The sequence below is a fragment of the Enterobacter quasiroggenkampii genome (assembly GCF_043972695.1).
Classification (GTDB): domain Bacteria; phylum Pseudomonadota; class Gammaproteobacteria; order Enterobacterales; family Enterobacteriaceae; genus Enterobacter; species Enterobacter quasiroggenkampii.
The window spans coordinates 1,412,931-1,432,589 of record NZ_CP143745.1; the positions used below are offsets into that span (position 1 = coordinate 1,412,931).

At 56.4% G+C, this 19,659-nt stretch carries 18 protein-coding genes; 8 read left to right on the plus strand and 10 right to left on the minus strand.

Annotated features, from left to right (window positions below; translation table 11 throughout):
* The first annotated feature begins 127 nt into the window (after positions 1-127).
* Positions 128-664: a hypoxanthine phosphoribosyltransferase gene (hpt, locus tag V1572_RS06705; RefSeq protein WP_008501948.1), complete on the plus strand. Its 537-nt coding sequence runs from the start codon at positions 128-130 to the stop codon at positions 662-664.
* An 87-nt stretch (positions 665-751) separates the two neighbouring features.
* Here the strand turns inward: hpt and can are convergent, their stop codons facing one another.
* A complete protein-coding gene (can, locus tag V1572_RS06710; RefSeq protein WP_008501947.1) occupies positions 752-1,414 on the minus strand; it encodes a carbonate dehydratase in 663 nt (220 codons plus the stop codon).
* Between the two features lie 107 nt (positions 1,415-1,521).
* Here can and V1572_RS06715 point away from each other — a divergent pair, with 107 nt between their 5' ends.
* From V1572_RS06715 to V1572_RS06730, 4 genes are all read left to right on the plus strand, one after another.
* On the plus strand, positions 1,522-2,448 hold the full coding sequence (locus V1572_RS06715; RefSeq protein WP_008501946.1) for an ABC transporter ATP-binding protein: 927 nt from the start codon (positions 1,522-1,524) through the stop codon (positions 2,446-2,448).
* Positions 2,445-3,215, plus strand: a complete 771-nt coding sequence (locus V1572_RS06720) for an ABC transporter permease (RefSeq protein WP_395299806.1) — start codon at positions 2,445-2,447, stop codon at positions 3,213-3,215. The genes V1572_RS06715 and V1572_RS06720 overlap by 4 nt, the downstream gene beginning before the upstream one ends.
* Positions 3,216-3,319: 104 nt before the next feature.
* Complete coding sequence (locus V1572_RS06725; RefSeq protein ID WP_069720176.1) at positions 3,320-3,760, plus strand: PTS sugar transporter subunit IIA; 441 nt, start codon at positions 3,320-3,322, stop codon at positions 3,758-3,760.
* Positions 3,761-3,824: 64 nt separating this feature from the next.
* Positions 3,825-5,072, plus strand: a complete 1,248-nt coding sequence (locus tag V1572_RS06730) for a polysaccharide deacetylase family protein (RefSeq protein ID WP_048225666.1) — start codon at positions 3,825-3,827, stop codon at positions 5,070-5,072.
* Positions 5,073-5,075: 3 nt separating this feature from the next.
* Here V1572_RS06730 and panD read toward each other — a convergent pair whose 3' ends face one another.
* The 9 genes from panD to thpR form a co-directional block, all read right to left on the minus strand.
* Entirely contained in the window at positions 5,076-5,456 is a 381-nt protein-coding gene (gene panD / locus V1572_RS06735; protein WP_006173750.1) for an aspartate 1-decarboxylase, read from the minus strand.
* A gap of 34 nt (positions 5,457-5,490) precedes the next feature.
* On the minus strand, positions 5,491-6,342 hold the full coding sequence (panC, locus tag V1572_RS06740; protein ID WP_008501942.1) for a pantoate--beta-alanine ligase: 852 nt from the start codon (positions 6,340-6,342) through the stop codon (positions 5,491-5,493).
* A gap of 11 nt (positions 6,343-6,353) precedes the next feature.
* Positions 6,354-7,145 carry a 3-methyl-2-oxobutanoate hydroxymethyltransferase gene (gene panB, locus V1572_RS06745; RefSeq protein WP_008501941.1) on the minus strand — a complete coding sequence of 264 codons (792 nt, stop codon included), beginning with the start codon at positions 7,143-7,145 and terminating at the stop codon, positions 6,354-6,356.
* A gap of 123 nt (positions 7,146-7,268) precedes the next feature.
* Positions 7,269-7,748: a 2-amino-4-hydroxy-6-hydroxymethyldihydropteridine diphosphokinase gene (gene folK, locus V1572_RS06750; protein WP_111967237.1), complete on the minus strand. Its 480-nt coding sequence runs from the start codon at positions 7,746-7,748 to the stop codon at positions 7,269-7,271.
* The gene (gene pcnB, locus V1572_RS06755; RefSeq protein ID WP_080347332.1) at positions 7,745-9,142 is read right to left on the minus strand and encodes a polynucleotide adenylyltransferase PcnB; all 1,398 of its coding nucleotides are present in this window, start codon (positions 9,140-9,142) and stop codon (positions 7,745-7,747) included. Before pcnB ends, folK begins: the two co-directional genes overlap by 4 nt.
* Positions 9,143-9,184: 42 nt before the next feature.
* Positions 9,185-10,075: a tRNA glutamyl-Q(34) synthetase GluQRS gene (gene gluQRS / locus V1572_RS06760; RefSeq protein ID WP_069720178.1), complete on the minus strand. Its 891-nt coding sequence runs from the start codon at positions 10,073-10,075 to the stop codon at positions 9,185-9,187.
* Between the two features lie 59 nt (positions 10,076-10,134).
* Positions 10,135-10,590, minus strand: coding sequence for an RNA polymerase-binding protein DksA (gene dksA / locus V1572_RS06765; protein WP_001155232.1), 456 nt, complete (start codon positions 10,588-10,590; stop codon positions 10,135-10,137).
* A gap of 176 nt (positions 10,591-10,766) precedes the next feature.
* Positions 10,767-11,471 (minus strand): DNA/RNA nuclease SfsA, encoded by a 705-nt coding sequence (sfsA, locus tag V1572_RS06770; protein ID WP_039265695.1) that lies wholly within the window; start codon positions 11,469-11,471, stop codon positions 10,767-10,769.
* Positions 11,461-12,015 carry an RNA 2',3'-cyclic phosphodiesterase gene (gene thpR / locus V1572_RS06775; protein ID WP_048225674.1) on the minus strand — a complete coding sequence of 185 codons (555 nt, stop codon included), beginning with the start codon at positions 12,013-12,015 and terminating at the stop codon, positions 11,461-11,463. The genes sfsA and thpR overlap by 11 nt, the downstream gene beginning before the upstream one ends.
* Positions 12,016-12,088: 73 nt before the next feature.
* Here thpR and hrpB point away from each other — a divergent pair, with 73 nt between their 5' ends.
* The 3 genes from hrpB (at position 12,089) to fhuA (ending at position 19,631) form a co-directional block, all read left to right on the plus strand.
* On the plus strand, positions 12,089-14,518 hold the full coding sequence (gene hrpB / locus V1572_RS06780) for an ATP-dependent helicase HrpB (RefSeq protein ID WP_395299807.1): 2,430 nt from the start codon (positions 12,089-12,091) through the stop codon (positions 14,516-14,518).
* A 142-nt stretch (positions 14,519-14,660) separates the two neighbouring features.
* Positions 14,661-17,186 (plus strand): bifunctional glycosyl transferase/transpeptidase, encoded by a 2,526-nt coding sequence (gene mrcB, locus V1572_RS06785; protein ID WP_045907821.1) that lies wholly within the window; start codon positions 14,661-14,663, stop codon positions 17,184-17,186.
* A 234-nt stretch (positions 17,187-17,420) separates the two neighbouring features.
* Complete coding sequence (gene fhuA / locus V1572_RS06790) at positions 17,421-19,631, plus strand: ferrichrome porin FhuA (protein ID WP_063620823.1); 2,211 nt, start codon at positions 17,421-17,423, stop codon at positions 19,629-19,631.
* Positions 19,632-19,659: the final 28 nt, after the last annotated feature.

Below are 19,659 nucleotides of genomic sequence, written 5' to 3' on the forward strand. Positions count from 1 at the left end.
ATTTGCTTTTTATAACTCATACGCCAGGGTTATCCATTTGCTGATATAATGGCTGGCTTGCGTATCAGTGCTGGATATTAACTCATCCGTATTGAGAGATTTTCATTAAAATCATTTGGTTAGTAATATGAAACATACTGTTGAAGTGATGATCCCGGAAGCCGAGATCAAAGCGCGTATCGCCGAACTGGGTCGTCAAATCACCGAACATTACAAGGACAGCGGCAGCGAAATGGTGCTGGTCGGTCTGTTGCGCGGCTCTTTCATGTTCATGGCCGACCTGTGCCGTGAAGTGCACGTGCCCCATGAGGTCGATTTTATGACCGCCTCCAGCTACGGCAGCGGCATGTCCACCACCCGTGATGTGAAAATCCTGAAAGATCTGGATGAAGATATTCGTGGTAAAGATGTGTTGATCGTTGAGGACATCATCGACTCCGGCAACACGCTGTCAAAAGTGCGCGAGATCCTGAGCCTGCGTGAGCCAAAATCGCTGGCGATTTGCACCCTGCTGGATAAACCTGACCGCCGTGAAGTGCAGGTGCCGGTAGAGTTTGTCGGTTTCTCTATTCCTGACGAATTCGTCGTCGGTTACGGCATTGACTACGCACAGCGTTATCGCCATCTGCCGTATGTTGGGAAAGTGGTATTGCTGGACGAATAATTGCGGTTTGTTGCCCGGTGGCGCTGCGCTTACCGGGCCTACGAATGGGCACATGTAGGCCGGGTAAGGCGCAGCCGCTACCCGGCTTTATTTATGGTTTACGTGCTTAAGCTGAAGGTTGGCAATTCCCGAACGGTAACGCTGCTCCAGCGTTTCGCGGTTGGTGGCGGTCACCTCCAGGTTGCGCAGCAGACCGTCGTGAATACCGTACGCCCAGCCGTGGATCGAGACCTTCTGCCCGCGTTTCCACGCCGATTGCATGATCGTTGAGTGGCCCAGGTTATACACCTGCTCCATCACGTTGAGTTCACACAGGGTATCCATGCGACGCTCCTGCGGCATTTCGCCCAGCAGTGAGCTATGTTTGAACCAGATATCGCGGATGTGCAGCAGCCAGTTATCAATGAGCCCCAGCTCCGTGTTTTCAACCGCCGCCTGCACGCCGCCGCAGCCGTAGTGGCCGCAAATGATGATGTGCTCGACTTGCAGAACGTCAACGGCATACTGAACAACAGAAAGACAGTTGAGATCGGTGTGAATCACCAGGTTGGCAACGTTGCGGTGAACAAACAGTTCGCCGGGCTCAAGGCCGGTCAGGCGCTCCGCCGGTACGCGACTGTCGGAGCATCCAATCCAGAGAAAGCGTGGGTTTTGCGCCTGCGCGAGTTTTCCAAAAAATCCGGGGTCTTCCTCCACCAGCATTTTTGACCATAGTGCATTGTTGCTGATGAGTGTATCTATGTTGTTCATGGAGGTTAGCGACCTGTAACCGAGTAATTGCGTTGCGCTACTATAGGGTAACCCGACTTTTAATGAAACCACACAACGTGTGTCAGAACTGAAGGTAAGTTAATTTCATGGCAATTGCACTGGAGCTTGAGCAGCTTAAAAAAACCTATCCGGGCGGCGTTCAGGCGCTGCGCGGAATAGATCTAAAAGTAGAGGCCGGTGATTTTTACGCGCTTCTGGGGCCGAACGGCGCGGGGAAATCGACCACCATTGGGATTATCAGTTCGCTGGTCAATAAAACGTCCGGCCGGGTGAGCGTCTTTGGTTATGACCTGCAAAAAGATGTGGTGAACGCCAAGCGTCAGCTGGGTCTGGTGCCGCAGGAGTTCAACTTCAATCCGTTTGAGACGGTGCAGCAGATCGTCGTTAACCAGGCGGGTTATTACGGCGTTGAGCGTAAAGAGGCCCTGGAGCGGAGCGAAAAATACCTCAAGCAGCTCGACCTGTGGGAAAAGCGTAACGAACGCGCCCGGATGTTATCCGGCGGGATGAAGCGCCGTCTGATGATTGCCCGCGCGCTGATGCACGAGCCAAAACTGCTGATTCTTGATGAGCCAACGGCGGGTGTCGATATTGAACTGCGCCGCTCCATGTGGGGCTTCCTCAAAGACCTCAACGACAAAGGCACCACCATTATTCTGACCACCCACTATCTGGAAGAGGCAGAAATGCTGTGCCGCAACATCGGCATCATTCAGCACGGCGAGCTGGTGGAAAACACCTCGATGAAGAACTTGCTCTCCAAGCTGAAATCCGAAACCTTTATTCTCGATCTGGCGGCAAAGAGCCCGCTGCCGAAGCTCGAAGGCTATCAATACCGCCTCGTCGATACCTCGACGCTGGAAGTGGAAGTGCTGCGCGAGCAGGGCATCAACAGCGTGTTTTCACAGCTGAGCGCGCAGGGTATTCAGGTCTTAAGTATGCGTAACAAAGCGAACCGACTGGAAGAGCTGTTTGTCTCTCTGGTGCAGGATAAACAAGGAGACAAGGCATGACGCATCTTTACTGGGTCGCGCTGAAAAGCATCTGGGCGAAAGAGATTAACCGCTTTATGCGCATCTGGGTGCAAACCCTGGTGCCGCCGGTCATCACGATGACGCTCTATTTCATCATCTTCGGTAACCTGATTGGTTCCCGGATTGGTGAGATGCACGGCTTTACCTATATGCAGTTTATCGTGCCGGGCCTGATTATGATGGCGGTGATCACCAACGCCTATGCCAACGTGGCGTCATCGTTCTTTAGCGCCAAGTTCCAGCGCAATATTGAAGAGCTGCTGGTTGCACCGGTGCCAACGCACGTCATTATTGCCGGTTACGTCGGCGGCGGCGTGGCGCGCGGGCTGTGCGTCGGGTTCCTGGTCACGGCGATTTCGCTGTTCTTTGTCCCGTTCCAGGTGCACTCCTGGCTGTTCGTCGCGCTGACGCTGCTCCTGACGGCAATACTCTTCTCGCTGGCCGGTTTGCTGAACGCCGTGTTTGCCAAAACGTTTGACGACATCAGCCTGATCCCGACCTTCGTGCTGACGCCGCTGACCTATCTTGGCGGGGTGTTCTACTCCCTGACGCTGCTGCCGCCGTTCTGGCAGGCGCTGTCGCACCTGAACCCGATCGTCTATATGATCAGCGGCTTCCGCTTCGGCTTCCTCGGCACCACCGATGTGCCGCTGTTTACCACGGTGGCGGTGCTGGCGGTGTTCATCATCGTCTTCTACCTGCTGTGCTGGTACCTGATCCAGCGCGGACGCGGTCTGCGCAGCTAGCCCTCAGCCCGGCGACATTCTGTTTGCCGGGCATTTTCTTTGACAGTTATCACCGTAAGCTAACCTTCACTCCGCTAAACTACTTGCCTGCTAAGGAGAGAGTTATGCTGGGATGGGTTATCACCTGCCACGATGAACGGGCGCAGGACATGCTGCTGAAGCTGGAAGCCAGGTTTGGTCCACTGCCACAGTGTCGCGCCGTCAACTACTGGCGCGGCTTGAGCACCAACATGCTTGGCCGGATGATGTGCGATGCCCTGCATGAAACTGACACTGGAGAGGGCGTCATTTTTCTTACTGATAAATCCGGCGCGGCGCCGTACCGTGCTGCGGCCCTGATGAGCCATAAGCACGACGGCTGCGAGGTGATCTCCGGTATTAGCCTTCCATTGCTTGAAATGATGTATCCCCAGCGCGAAACATTAACCAGCGCGGCGTTCCGTAACGTTATCGTCGCGCAGGGTACACCGGGCGTCAGCAGCTTGTGGCATCAGCAGCAAAAAAATCCCCCTTTTGTCCTGCTTCATGACCTGTATAAGAATTAAACATTGGTATTGATGTCGCTTTTGCTACAATGGCATAAGTATTTCCGCTTCGAATAAGACCCTCATGTTCACGCGTATTGTTTTCCTGCTATTGATGTTCGTCTCCGGCACTTCTTCTGCCAGTTTATTAAGTCAGCAAAGACTGCCTGCTCAATATATGCAAACCACCGAAGATGCGGCGATTTGGGCGCAGGTCGGCAACAGCGTCATTAACGTTGGCAACGTGCGGGCAGGGCAGATCCTTGCGGTGGTGCCTGCGGCGGCGGACTACTATGAATTTCGCTTCGGATTTGGCACGGGCTTTATCGACAAGGGGCACCTGGAGCCGGTGCAGGGCAAACAGCGCGTCGAGGATGGCCTGGGGGATTTGAATAAACCGCTGAGCAATCAAAATCTGATAACGTGGAAAGACACGCCCGTTTATAACGCCCCGAACAACGGTAGCGCACCCTTCGGCACCTTAAGCGCCAATCTTCGCTATCCGATCCTGAACAAGCTCAAAGATCGCCTCAATCAGACCTGGTTCCAGATCCGCATCGGCAACCGCCTGGCCTGGATCAGCAGCCTGGACGCGCAGGAAGATAACGGCATTCCGGTTATTACCTACCACCATATTTTGCGCGACGAAGAGAACACCCGTTTTCGCCATACCTCCACGACCACCAGCGTGCGTGCGTTCAACAACCAGATGACCTGGCTGCGCGATCAGGGCTATACCACCCTGACCCTGTATCAGCTGGAAGGGTATGTGCGCAACAAGATGAACCTGCCGGCGAAATCGGTGGTGATTACCTTCGACGATGGCCTGAAGTCCGTTAACCGCTATGCTTACCCGATCCTCAAAGCGTATGGCTTTAAGGCGACGGCGTTCATCATCTCGTCGCGCATCAAGCGCCACCCGCAAAAATGGGCGCCAAAATTCCTGCAGTTTATGAGCGTGTCGGAGCTGGAGCAGATGCATGACGTGTTCGACTATCAGTCCCACACGCACTTCCTGCACCGCGTCGACGACAACCATCAGCCCATTTTACTGAGCCGCAGCTATCACAATATTTTGTTTGATTTTAAGCGCTCGCGCCGCGACCTGGCGCAGTTTAACCCGCACGTGCTCTACCTCTCGTACCCGTTCGGCGGTTATGACGATAAGGCGATTAAAGCTGCGAATGACGCCGGGTTCCATCTGGCGGTGACGACGGTACGAGGGAAGGTCAAACCGGGGGATAATCCGTTCTTGCTGAAGCGCCTGTATATCTTAAGAACGGATTCGCTGGAGACGATGTCGCGGCTGATCAGCAATCAGCCGCAGGGATAAACATCAGGCAACCTGAACCGGAATCGCCTTTGCGGTGCGCTTCATTTCATTCTCACCTTCGAAGTAGGCGACTTTAGGCTGCCAGCGACGCGCTTCTTCGTCAGACATCATCACGAAGCTGGCGATGATCACGATATCACCCACGTCCGCGCAGTGCGCCGCAGCGCCGTTTACGGAGATGATTTTAGAACCGCGCTCGGCGGCAATCGCGTAGGTAGAGAAGCGTTTACCGTTGTTCACGTTCCAGATATCAATCGCTTCGTTTTCGAGGATACCTGCTGCATCAAGGAAATCCTGGTCAATGGCGCAGGAGCCTTCATAGTGCAGGTCGGCCTGCGTGACTTTCACACGGTGAAGCTTACCTTGCAGCATTTTGCGAATCATTACGTTTACCTATAATTATCAGGGGTGAAAGGAACTACGCCAGCTCAACCACTTTATTGTCGATCAGACGCGCCTGACCTAGCCAGGCCGCCACCAGGATGACTGCGCGCTTGCTGTTCTGGGTTAATTCCAGCAGCGTATCAGCATCACGAATTTGTACGTCGTCAGCACGAAGGCCTTTATCGTTAAGCGCCTGCTCGGCAAGGGCGATAATCTCTTCTGCTGTTAACTCTTTTGCCAGCATCTGCTCAGCCATGGTGTTCATGACCTTGCTGAGACCCGGCGCGATTTTACGCTGTTCGGCGGTCAGGTAGCCATTACGCGAGCTGAGTGCCAGCCCGTCTTTGGCGCGTACGATAGGTACGCCGACAATCTCGATATCGTAACCCATATCCGCAACCATCTTGCGGATCAGCGCCAGCTGCTGGAAGTCTTTCTCGCCAAAGCAGGCAACGTCCGGCTGTACCAGGTTGAACAGCTTGCTGACGATGGTGGAAACACCGCGGAAATGGCCCGGGCGGCTCGCGCCTTCGAGCATGGTGGAAATGCCCGGGACGTCAACGTAGGTTGCCTCTTCGGTACCCTGCGGGTAAACATCAGCCGGTGCAGGTGAGAAGACGATATCCGCGTGGCGTTTTTTGAGCTTCTCGCAATCTTCCTGCAGGGTGCGCGGGTAGCGCGCCAGATCGTCTGCGCGGTCAAACTGCATGGGGTTCACGAAGATACTGACCACCACGATATCTGCCCGCGCGCGGGCTTCGTCGACGAGCTTCATGTGGCCGTCATGCAGATTGCCCATGGTCGGGACCAGTGCGATACGTTTACCTTCCTGACGCGCGCGGCGGATATGCTGGCGAAGCAGCGGCAGGGTTTCAATGATTAGCACAACGAGACTCCTTAATGGAAACTGTGTTCTTCACCCGGGTAAACACCGGATTCAACGTCGGCAATATACTGCCTGACCGCAGCGCGCATGTCGCCCGCTTCGGCGAGGAAATTTTTGGCAAATTTCGGGATGTGTCCGCCGGTGATACCGAAGGCATCGTGCATCACCAGAATCTGACCGTCGGTCACGTTGCCTGCACCGATACCAATCACCGGAATGGACAGCGCGTCGGTAATGCGTTTCGCCAGCTCAACCGGCACGCACTCCAGCACCAGCAGCTGTGCACCTGCGGCTTCCAGCGCCAGAGCATCATCCAGCAGCGTCTGGGCGGCATCGCCGCGGCCCTGCACCTTGTAGCCGCCGAAGATATTGACGGACTGCGGCGTCAGGCCTAAATGCCCGCACACCGGCACGGCGCGCTCGGTGAGCATCTTCACCGTATCAACAAGCCAGGCGCCGCCTTCAATTTTGACCATATTGGCACCGGCACGCATCACTGCCGCCGCGTTTTCGAATGCCTGTTCCGGCGTGGCATAGGCCATAAACGGCAGATCGGAAAGCAGCAGACAGGCTGGAGCGCCACGGCGCACGGCGCGGGTATGGTAAGCGATGTCCTCAACCGTCACCGGCAGGGTGGAATCATGTCCTTGTACCGTCATCCCTAACGAATCCCCGACCAGCATGACGTTGATCCCCTCTTCGGCAAACAGTTTGGCGAAGCTGTAGTCATACGCGGTGATGGTGGCGAAGCGTTTTTTTTCCTGTTTGCATTTCTGCAGTAAGGAGATGGTGGTTGGTTTCATACTGTTTCCTGATAGCCCAAAAGCGAATCTTTGCGCATTCTAACAGTAACATTCGAGGGAACAATGATTTTAGGCAATCGATTAACCACAAATATTTTATGGTTAACCAATAAAAAAACGGCTTTACCAGCGAGCGGGTTTTTCCGCACCGAGACTGTTGAGAACGGCCTTTAGCGAGAGCCCGTCAGGGAAGGTAAGGGAAGGGGCAACTTCATACAGTGGCCAGAGCATAAACCCGCGATTTTTCATGTCGTAATGCGGAACGGTGAGACGTTCAGTGTTAATCGTCTCGTGACCAAACAGCATAATGTCGAGGTCGAGCGTGCGGGGGCCCCAGCGTTCGGCTTTGCGCACACGGCCCTGTTGAAGCTCAATACGCTGGGTATTGTCCAGCAGCGCTTCGGGACCCAGTTCAGTCTCAAGGACCACGGCGGCGTTGAGGTAGTCTGGCTGATCCTGCGGCCCCAGCGGCGGTGTGCGGTAGAACGAGGAGACTGCCACGATCCGACTCTGTGGGATGTCGCCCAGTGCCTGTACGGCAGCATTTACCTGCTCCAGCGGAGAGGCTAAATTGCTGCCGATGGCGATATACGCGAGGGTCATGCTGTTCCTTCACGACGCGGCGCGCGTTTGCGCGGGCGACGATGACGGCGACGCGGTTCCGGCTCTTCATCCAGCCCGGTCAGCATATCTTTCTGCTCTGGCGGGGCGGAGACCTGGAATTCAGCCCACCACTGCGCCAGACGCTGCAGCTCCTGGTTGCGTTCAATTTCCGCGCGCAGCGACAGGAGATCGAAGGCGGCACGGAACTTAGGATGCTCCATCAGCTTCCAGGCGCGTTTGCCCTGACGACGGGACATGCGCAGCTGAAGCTGCCAGATGTCGCGCACCAGGGTGGTAATCCGTTTCGGAATGGCGAGCGTGCGGCAGCCTTCGTCCAGCACGTCGTTGGCGGCCAGCGCGAACGCATCGTAATAGGCGAGCCCGCTCTCCTGGGTAATACGCTGTGCCGTTTCCAGCAGCGGATACCAGAACATCGCGGCAAAGAGGAACGCCGGGTTCACGCGCATGTCGTTGCGAATGCGGGTATCGGTATTTTTCAGCACCTGCGCAATCATCCGCTCCATTGGGCTGTCACCGTTTTCGGTGAAGTAGCGGGTAATGGTCGGGAACAGCGGCTGGAACAGGTTGTATTCGCGCAGAAGTTTGTAGGTTTCAAAACCGTGGCCGGCCTGCAGCAGCTTCAGCGCCTCTTCAAACAGGCGAGCTGGCGGCACGTCGTTAATCAGCGTCGCCAGACGCGGGATTGGCTCTGCCGTTTCAGGGCTGATGCGCATATTGAGTTTGGCGGCGAAACGCACGGCGCGCAGCATACGCACGGGATCTTCACGGTAGCGCGTTTCCGGCGTGCCGATCAGGCGGATCAGACCTTCTTTCAGGTCCTGCATGCCGCCGACGTAATCGCGCACGGTGAAATCCGCGACGCTGTAATAGAGGCTGTTGATGGTGAAGTCGCGACGCTGGGCATCTTCTTCGATGGAACCGAAGATATTATCGCGCAGCAGCATACCGTTCTGGCCGCGCTGCGACGTCGTGCGATCGGACGCGCCCGCTTCGTGATGACCGCGGAAGGTCGCCACTTCGATGATTTCCGGCCCAAACATCACGTGAGCCAGACGGAAACGGCGGCCAACGAGGCGGCAGTTACGGAATAATTTGCGCACCTGCTCAGGCGTGGCGCTGGTCGTCACGTCGAAATCTTTGGGTTTTTTGCCCAGCAGTAAATCACGCACTCCACCGCCCACGAGATAGGCCTCGTAGCCCGCTTTATTCAGACGATAGAGCACCTTGAGGGCATTTTCACTGATATCTTTGCGGGAAATAGTGTGCTGCTCACGCGGAATAACCGACATGTGTGGCTGTGCAATAGCATCATTCGCCATGCTCTCTTCGCGGCTTAGCACTTTACGGCAAAAATTAGCGACTCGGGTAAAAATGGTACACCTCGTAGTGTGTTTTGTTATGAAAAAAGCGGCTAATCATAGCTCAGCGCAACGCATTTGAGAATGCTGGATTTTTGGCACTGCCGCGAGCGTCCAGTTAGCAATGGCCATTTTCAGCAGTTCGTCAATACGCAGATCCTGCCATTCGTTGGTTACATTCTGGTTGAGAAATCGCAGCGCGTCGATCAAAACAGGACGCGGATCGCCGTCTGGCAGGGCCGGGGCGTGATTCTGCTTTGACAATTTTAAGCCCTGCGCATTAACCGCCAGCGGCAGATGAATGTAATCCGGCGCCGTCCAGCCAAACTGATGATAGAGCGAGATTTGTCGCACGGTCGGCTCGACCAGATCCGCCCCGCGCACTATTTCTGTCACGCCCTGAAAATGATCGTCCACCACCACGGCCAGGTTGTAGGCGAACAGGCCATCGCGACGGTGAATAATAAAATCCTCACGCGCCAGACGTTCATCGGCATGAATTTCACCGGAGAGTAAATCATTAAAGTGCATCACCGGGGAGTGCTGTCTGATGCGCACGGCGGCATTTTCAGGACCGTTGTTCAGCGTGCGGCAGTGGCCGTCATAAACGCCGCCTGCGCTCTGGATGCGCGCGCGGGTGCAGGTGCAGTTATAGGAAAGCCCCTGAGCGCGAAGCCAGGCCAGACGTTCCCGATAGGCCTCATGACGCTTTGACTGCCACAGAACCTCGTCATCCCAGTGAAGACCGTAATGTTCCAGCTGACGCAGAATGGTCTCTGCTGCACCGGGAACTTCACGCGGAGGGTCAATATCTTCGATGCGGACGAGCCATTTTCCCTGGCGGGCGCGAGCCTGCAGGTAGCTGCCGAGCGCGGCAATTAATGAGCCGAAGTGTAATTCACCGGAAGGAGATGGCGCGAAGCGCCCAATATAGTGTGATTCAGACATATCAACAGTAACAAGGCGGGAGAGACTCCCGCCTTTGGAGTGTGTAAACAGCGCTGGTGTTAACCGGCCATCTGTTTTTCGCGGATTTCGGCCAGCGTTTTGCAGTCGATGCACAGATCGGCGGTTGGACGCGCTTCCAGGCGACGAATGCCAATTTCAACACCGCAGGATTCGCAGTAGCCAAAATCTTCGTCTTCGACTTTTTTCAGCGTTTTCTCGATCTTTTTGATCAGTTTGCGTTCGCGGTCACGGTTACGCAGTTCGAGGCTGAACTCTTCTTCCTGAGCGGCACGGTCTACCGGGTCCGGGAAGTTAGCAGCTTCATCCTGCATATGAGTAACGGTGCGATCGACTTCATCCCTGAGTTGATTACGCCATGCTTCAAGAATACGCTTGAAGTGCGACAGCTGGGCTTCGTTCATATACTCTTCGCCCGGTTTCTCTTGATACGGCTCCACCCCAGCGATGGCGAGAATACTCAGGGACGATGTTTTACGGTTTTGCCCTTCTTGCATGTTGCTTCTCCTTAACACGCACTATCGATCCCCGTGTTGGGGGAAAAATCAGGTCGCTATAAATAGCAGATGCTTTTCCGTATGGCAATTATCTAAACGTAACACTTGACAAGCCTGTGAGGAAAAGCGTATTTGCGCACGCGGCCAGAACACTTAATCGTCAATCGTCTAATCCCTTATAAGACAATGGGAAGAGAGGATCTCAGAGTCATATTATCGGCAGAAAGTTCCGCTTTATAAGCGAAAACCTCTACCCCCTGCTTTTGTGCCTCATTCAACAATTGCGCGTATTTAGGATCAATATGGCGGGCAGGGGAGAAACGTTCAATGGCTGAATGCAACACTGCAAACAGCAATACGGCGCGTTTGCCCGCCGCCGCAACACTCATTAGCTCTCGCAGATGCTTCTGGCCACGTAGCGTTACCGCATCCGGGAAGTAGCCATTTTCCTGTTCCGCTAACGTCACTGATTTCACTTCAATATAGCACTCCGGCCTGTCTTCCGCCTGTAACATGAAGTCAATTCTGCTGCCTTCATCGCCATATTTCACTTCGCTTTTATGCGTGCCATAACCGACCAGTTCGGGAATTACGCCATGGGTCAGCGCTTCCTTAACCAGTTGATTGGCGCGCAGGGTATTAACGCAAATAAATGCCCCGTTCTGGGTTTCGGTCATTTCCCAGGTATGGGCATATTTGCGTTTAGTATTTTCTGATGTGGAATACCAGACCCTGTCACCCGGCGTCGCGCATCCCGTCATGGCACCGGTATTGGGGCAGTGCAGGGTGAGCGGTTCGCCTTCTGGCGTGATCACATCGGCGAGGAAACGTTTGTAGCGTTGGATAAGTGTAGCGTGCTGCAGGGGAGGACTAAACTTCATCAGAGTTCCTTTCGGTGTTGCCCAGCGTCCAGCGCTGTAGCGGCGTATAGCGGGTGCGTCCCTGTGCAAAGACGGATTCATAAAGCGCGAATGTGTTGACCGGAAAAGCCCAGTGAAAACCCGGCGGCGGGATGGCAACGGCCTGGCCGGCATCGCGCAGCAGGGTAATGTGCGGATGAAACGGCTGTGGGCTCTGATAACAGCCGCTGCGCGCCGCCTGCGCGCGCAGCATGTTCGCCAGCTGTAATAATCCGCGCGGAGGCTGACGCGTCCCCAGCCAGACCACGCGTGAACGCAGCCACTGACCCGCGTCGTCGAGGTGCAGCGTAAATTCCGGCTGGACAATACGCCCGGCCATTGCGGCTAACGCCCGCTGTTTTTCGGCACTGACGTCGCCCAAAAAGGCCAGCGTCAGGTGCAGGTTAGCCGCCGCGACCGGGCGACCGGCTTCCGGCGGGAAGCGATCGGCGCGCCAGCGAACAATTTGACGCTGTAGTGTTGTGGGCAATTCAATGGCAAAAAACAGCCGTTTCGACTCAGGCATACGGAGGACTCGGTAATGATATGCGCCGATGCTACAATGTACGCCGACTAATGTTAACCCTCTGGAGCTGTTAGTGTCCTCATTGCCGGTCGCCGTCGTTCTTCCTGACCTTCTCGCTGCCTTACGCCATGCCCCGCAGGTTTTGCTGAATGCCCCGACGGGGGCGGGTAAGTCCACCTGGCTACCGCTGCAAATTCTGAAAGACGGGAACATCAGCGGGAAAATTATCCTGCTGGAGCCGCGCAGACTGGCCGCGCGCAACGTGGCGCAGCGCCTGGCGGAACTGCTGAATGAAAAACCGGGCGAAACGGTAGGTTACAGGATGCGCGCCGAGACCTGCGTGGGCCCGACCACGCGCCTTGAGGTGGTTACCGAGGGGATTCTCACCCGCATGCTGCAAAACGATCCGGAGCTGACCGGCATCGGGCTGGTGATCCTGGATGAATTCCACGAGCGCAGCCTGCAGGCGGATCTGGCCCTTGCGCTGTTGCTGGACGTTCAGCAGGGGCTGCGCGACGATCTCCGTCTGCTGATAATGTCGGCCACGCTGGATAACGAGCGGCTACGGCAGGCGCTACCTGATACGCCGGTCATCAGCTCTGAAGGGCGGGCGTTTCCTGTTGAACGCCGCTATCAACCGCTTCCCTCCCACCTGCGTTTTGACGAGGCGGTCGCCATTGCCACCGCTGAACTGCTGCGCCAGGAACCCGGTTCCCTGCTGCTGTTTTTGCCGGGTGTCGGTGAGATCCAGCGCGTGCAGGAGCAGCTTTCCTCTCGCGTAGGCGCTGATGTACTGCTGTGCCCGCTCTACGGCGCGCTGTCGCTGCAGGAGCAGCGTAAAGCTATCCTTCCTGCCCCGGTGGGGCAGCGCAAGGTGGTGCTGGCAACCAACATCGCTGAAACCAGTTTGACCATTGAAGGTATTCGCCTGGTGGTCGATAGCGCGCAGGAGAGGGTGGCAAGCTTTGACCCGCGTACCGGGCTGACTAAACTCCTGACGCAGCGCATCAGCCAGGCGTCAATGGTGCAGCGCGCGGGCCGTGCGGGGCGTCTTGAGCCGGGGATCTGCCTGCATTTGACCAGCGCGGAACAGGCAGAACGCGCGGCGCAGCAAAGCACGCCGGAAATTTTACAAAGTGATCTGTCGGGCCTGGTGATGGATCTGCTGCAGTGGGGCTGTCCGGATCCTGGACAGCTTACCTGGCTTGATTCTCCCCCTGTCGTTAACCTCGCTGCTGCGCGCAGTCTGTTAACTGAGCTTGGCGCGCTTGAGGGCGAACGTCTGACGGTACGCGGCCAGAAAATGGCGGCGCTGGGCAACGAGCCGCGTCTGGCCGCGATGCTGGTGGCCGCGCAAGGGGATGATGAAATTGCCACGGCGGCTAAACTGGCGGCTATCCTTGAGGAGCCGCCACGCGGAGGCAGCAGCGATCTGGGGCAGGCGTTTTCGCACAATCAGGGGAACTGGCAGCAGCGGGCGCAGCAACTGTGCAAACGGCTTAACAGCCGCGGCGGCGTGCCAGACAGCGAGAGGATTTCCCGGCTGTTAGCGCAGGCGTTTCCGGATCGAATTGCGCGTCGGCGCGGGCTGGACGGTCGCTATCAGCTGGCAAACGGCATGGGGGCGATGCTGGACAGCGATGACGCCCTGACGCGTCATGAGTGGCTGATTGCGCCGCTCCTGCTGCAGGGGAGCAACTCCCCCGACGCGCGTATCCTGCAGGCGATTGCCGTTGATATTGACGCCCTGACCCGTAGCTGTCCGCAGTTGCTTAAGCAATCGGACATCGTCGAGTGGGATAATGCGCAGGGCACGCTGAAGGCGTTTCGTCGTAGCCAGATTGGGAAACTGACGCTCGGGACGAAGCCGCTGGCGAAGCCGTCGGAAGACGAGCTTCATCAGGCTATGCTGAACGGCATTCGGGAAAAAGGGCTGAGCGTGCTGAACTGGACGCCGGAGGCGGAACAGTACCGCATTCGCCTGCACTGCGCCGCAAAGTGGCTACCGGAACATGGCTGGCCAGCGGTGGATGATGAGACGCTGCTGGCTACGCTTGAACGCTGGCTACTGCCGCAGATGAGCGGCGTGCACTCTCTGCGCGCCCTTAAAGCGCTTGATGTTAAGACTGCGTTACAGAATTTACTGGACTGGTCATTGCGTCAACGTCTGGATAGTGAACTGCCAGGGCATTACACTGTGCCGACCGGAAGCCGGATTGCCATCCGTTATCATGAGGATAATCCGCCAGCGCTGGCGGTTCGGATGCAGGAGATGTTTGGTGAAGCAACCACGCCGTCTATCGCTGAAGGACGCGTGCCGTTGGTGCTTGAACTGCTGTCGCCTGCGCATCGCCCCTTGCAGATCACCCGAGATTTAGGGGCGTTCTGGGCGGGGAGCTACCGTGACGTGCAGAAAGAGATGAAGGGGCGGTACCCCAAACACGTCTGGCCGGACGATCCGGCGAATACGGCGCCGACGAAGCGGACGAAGAAATATTCCTGAAAGGGATGTGTGGCCTGATGCCCTCACCCCGGCCCTCTCCCACAGGGAGAGGGAGAACTAATTTTGAGAGATTTCTTCTTTCACAGGCCTGTGAAAGAAAAGAAAATCTGGCCTTTGCGCCTGAAAGTTGCGGAGAAAAAGCATGGCGGGGAATGACCGCGAGCCAATAGGACGTAAGGGAAAACCAACGCGTCCGGCGAAAGAAAAAGTAAGCCGTCGTCGCCTCAGAGATGAGGACTATGACGATGACTATGAAGACGATGATGAGGATGAAGAACCGATGCCGCGTAAAGGGAAAGGCAAAGGGCGCAAGCCTCGGGGCAAACGCGGCTGGTTCTGGCTGCTGCTGAAGCTCTTTATTGTTTTTGTTGTGCTGATGGCAATTTACGGCGTGTATCTGGATCAGAAGATCCGCAGCCGTATCGACGGTAAAGTCTGGCAGTTACCTGCGGCAGTGTATGGCCGTATGGTGAACCTTGAGCCAGATATGTCCATCACGAAAAACGAAATGGTTAAACTGCTGGAAGCCACCCAGTATCGTCAGGTGTCAAAAATGACGCGCCCTGGCGAATTTACCGTGCAGGCGAACAGCATTGAGATGATCCGTCGTCCGTTTGATTTCCCGGACAGCAAAGAGGGTCAGGTGCGCGCGCGTCTGACCTTTGACGGGGATCGTCTGGATACCATCGAGAACATGGATAATAACCGCCAGTTCGGTTTCTTCCGTCTCGATCCGCGTCTGATCACCATGCTTTCGTCGGCAAACGGCGAGCAGCGTCTGTTCGTGGCGCGTAACGGCTTCCCGGATCTGCTGGTCGATACGCTGCTGGCGACCGAAGACCGTCACTTCTACGAGCACGACGGCATCAGCCTCTACTCGATTGGTCGTGCGGTACTGGCGAACCTGACTGCCGGTCGTACCGTGCAGGGAGCGAGTACGCTGACTCAGCAGCTGGTGAAAAACCTCTTCCTCTCCAGCGAACGCTCTTACTGGCGTAAAGCGAACGAAGCCTACATGGCCGTGCTGATGGACGCGCGCTACAGCAAGGATCGTATCCTTGAGCTGTATATGAACGAGGTGTATCTCGGTCAGAGCGGCGATAACGAAATCCGCGGCTTCCCGCTGGCGAGCCTGTACTACTTTGGTCGTCCGGTGGAAGAGCTGAGCCTGGATCAGCAGGCGCTGCTGGTGGGCATGGTGAAAGGGGCGTCCATTTATAACCCATGGCGTAACCCGAAACTGGCCCTGGAGCGTCGTAACCTGGTGCTGCGTCTGCTGCAACAACAGCAGGTGATCGACCAGGAGCTGTACGACATGCTGAGCGCACGTCCGCTTGGCGTTCAGCCGCGCGGTGGGGTGATCTCGCCTCAGCCTGCGTTTATGCAGCTGGTGCGTCAGGAGCTGCAAAGCAAGCTTGGCGATAAGGTCAAAGATCTCTCCGGCGTGAAGATCTTCACCACCTTTGACTCCGTGGCGCAGGATGCGGCAGAAAAAGCGGCGGTGGAAGGTATTCCGGCGCTGAAGAAACAGCGTAAGCTCTCCGATCTTGAAACCGCGATGGTGGTGGTTGACCGCAACTCCGGCGAAGTTCGTGCGATGGTGGGCGGTGCCGAGCCGCAGTTTGCAGGCTACAACCGTGCCATGCAGGCGCGTCGCTCGATCGGTTCTCTGGCAAAACCGGCGACCTATCTGACTGCCCTGAGTCAGCCAAACCAGTATCGTCTGAATACCTGGATTGCGGATGCGCCTATCTCCCTGCGCCAGCCTAACGGCCAGGTGTGGTCACCGCAGAACGACGATAAGCAGTTTAGCGGTCAGGTGATGCTGGTGGATGCGTTGACGCGCTCCATGAACGTGCCGACGGTAAACCTGGGCATGTCGCTGGGCCTGCCGGCCATTGTCGATACCTGGCAGAAGCTGGGCGTGGCGAAAGATCAGCTGCACCCGGTGCCGGCGATGATCCTCGGGGCGCTTAACCTGACGCCGATCGAAGTGGCGCAGGCGTTCCAGACCATCGCCAGCGGCGGTAACCGCGCGCCGCTGTCCGCCCTGCGTTCGGTGATTGCCGAAGATGGCTCTGTGCTGTATCAGAGCTTCCCGCAGGCGGAGCGTGCCGTTCCTGCTCAGGCGGCCTACATGACGCTGTGGACGATGCAGCAGGTGGTGCAGCGTGGTACGGGTCGTCAACTGGGTGCGAAGTATCCGGGCCTGCATCTGGCAGGTAAGACCGGGACCACCAACAACAACGTTGATACCTGGTTTGCCGGTATCGATGGCCGTGAAGTGGTCATTACCTGGGTAGGACGCGACAACAACCAGCCGACCAAGCTGTACGGGGCGAGCGGGGCGATGTCGATTTACCAGCGCTATCTGGCGAATCAGTCACCAGTGCCGCTGAACCTTGTCGCGCCGGAAGATATCGTCGATATGGGCGTGGACAGCTCCGGTAACTTCGTCTGCGGCGGCGGAATGCGTACTCTGCCGGTCTGGACAACCAACCCGGATTCCCTGTGCCAGCAGAGCCAGCCTGAACAGCCGACCGGCAACCCGTTCGATCAGTCTTCTCAGCCACAGCAGCCGCAGCAGCAACAGCCGCAGCAGCAGAATGAGAAGAAAGACAGCGATGGCGTAGCCGGCTGGATTAAAGACATGTTTGGCGGTAACTAACTTTTAAAGCCCTCTTCCCCGGAAGGGGGTTTTTTTTACCCGTAAACCTCATTTCGTTAACCCTCACTTTAACTCTGATTAACCCTTCGTTTTCTCTTGTCTATTTCTTAAACCCTTAATTCTCGTAGGGCCGCTTACTGCTTGCTATGCAACCCGCGTTTCGCATATTATTCTGGCGCTCATAATAATAATTCTCGTTTACGTTATCATTCACTTTTCCATCAGAGAAACATCATGGCGCTTTCCAATACTGCTCAGCCAATGAACACGTCGCTGCGTAAACTCGCGGTCGTCGTCGCCACAGCGGTTGCCGGCGTGTCCGCGTATGCTCATGCGGCAGAAACCCCGAAAAAAGAAGAAACCATCACGGTAACCGCAGCACCTGCGGCACAGGAAAGTGCCTGGGGACCGGCACCCACGATTGCGGCCAAACGCACCGCCACCGCGACCAAGACCGATACCCCGATTGAGAAAACCCCGCAGTCTATTTCTGTCGTCACCCGCGAAGAGATGGACATGAAGCAGCCGGGTACGGTTAAACAGGCGCTGGCCTATACGCCGAGCGTGTTCGCAACGCGCGGCGCGTCAACAACGTATGATGTTGTTTCTATCCGTGGGTTCACCACCTCCAGTACCGTGAATACCAACCAGTATCTGGACGGGATGAAGCTGCAGGGAGATAACTATTCTGAAGCGTCCATGGATCCGTATTTCCTTGAGCGCGTCGAGTTGCTGCGCGGCCCTACGTCCGTTCTGTACGGTAAAAGCCACCCGGGTGGCGTGGTCAGCATGGTCAGCAAGCGGCCAACCACCGAGCCACTGAAAGAAATTCAGTTCAAAATGGGTACCGATAACCTGTGGCAGACCGGGTTTGATTTCAGCGATGCGATTGATGATGACGGCGTGTGGTCATACCGTCTGACCGGTCTGGGGCGCAGCGAAAATGCGCAGCAGGAGATGGTGAAATCTTCCCGCTACGCCATTGCGCCTGCTTTCAGCTGGCGTCCTGACGATAAAACCGATTTTACTTTCCTGAGCAACTTCCAGAGCGATCCGGATGCAGGCTATTACGGCTGGCTGCCGCGGGAAGGTACCGTTGTGCCTTACTATGACGCCAACGGCAACGCGCATAAGCTGCCGACCGATTTCAACGAAGGTGACGAAGACAATAAGATCTCCCGTCGCCAGAAAATGGTGGGCTACAGCTTCTCGCATCAGTTTGATGACACCTTTACCGTGCGTCAAAACCTGCGCTACACCAAAATCAATACGCTTTACCGTTCCGTTTACGGTAACGGCTATATTGCACCGGCTCAGATCAGCCGCGCGTACGTGCGCTCTGATGAGGACCTCAACTCGTTCACGGTCGATACCCAGCTGCAGTCCAAATTTGCGACCGGTGCAGTGGATCATACCCTGTTGACGGGCGTCGATTACCTGCGCATGCGTAACGATATTGATGCAGATTACGGCAGCGCTGACCCTATCAGCATGACGAATCCGCAGCACAACAATGCCAATATCAACGTGAACTTCCCGTATGCCGTGCTCAATCGTCAGGAGCAAACGGGCCTGTACGCGCAGGATCAGGCTGAGTGGGATAAGTGGGTACTGACCCTGGGTGGACGCTATGATTTTGCCAAAACGTCCACACTGACGCGTTCTTCCGACACGACGGCTGAAATCAACGATCGGGCATTCACCTGGCGTGGCGGGATCAACTACCTGTTTGATAACGGTATTACGCCGTACTTCAGCTACAGCGAATCCTTCGAGCCTATTTCCGGCGCAACCCAGGGCGGCAAACCGTTCGATCCGGCTCGCGGCAAGCAGTATGAAGCGGGCGTGAAGTATGTACCGAAAGATCTGCCTGTTGTGGTCACCGCTGCGGTGTATCAGCTGACCAAAAACAACAACCTGACGGCCGATCCGGCGAACCCGACCAGCGGCTTTAGCGTACAGGGCGGTGAAATTCGCTCTCGCGGTTTCGAACTGGAAGCGAAAGCGGCAGTATCTGCCAACGTGAACGTGACGGCTTCCTATAGCTTTACTGATGCGGAATACACGCACGATACCTGGTATGAAGGCCGTCGTCCGGCGGAAGTGCCGCGTAACATGGCGTCTCTGTGGGCAGATTACACCTTCCACGAGACGGCGTTGAGCGGTCTGACGGTAGGGGCAGGCACCCGTTACATCGGTAACACCGTGTCCTACTACTCTGCCTCGTCGCCAAAAGCCTACCAGTCGTTCAACGTCGCGGGCTACGCACTGGCTGACGCGACCGTGAAATATGACCTGGCACGCTTTGGACTGCCGGGCTCGTCTGTCGGCGTCAACGTGAACAACATCTTCGATCGTGAATACGTCTCCAGCTGCTACAGCGAATATGCATGCTACTGGGGCGCAGGACGTCAGGTTGTTGCCACCGCGACCTTCCGCTTCTAATCTCTGTCTGGGCACGGTTCGCCGTGCC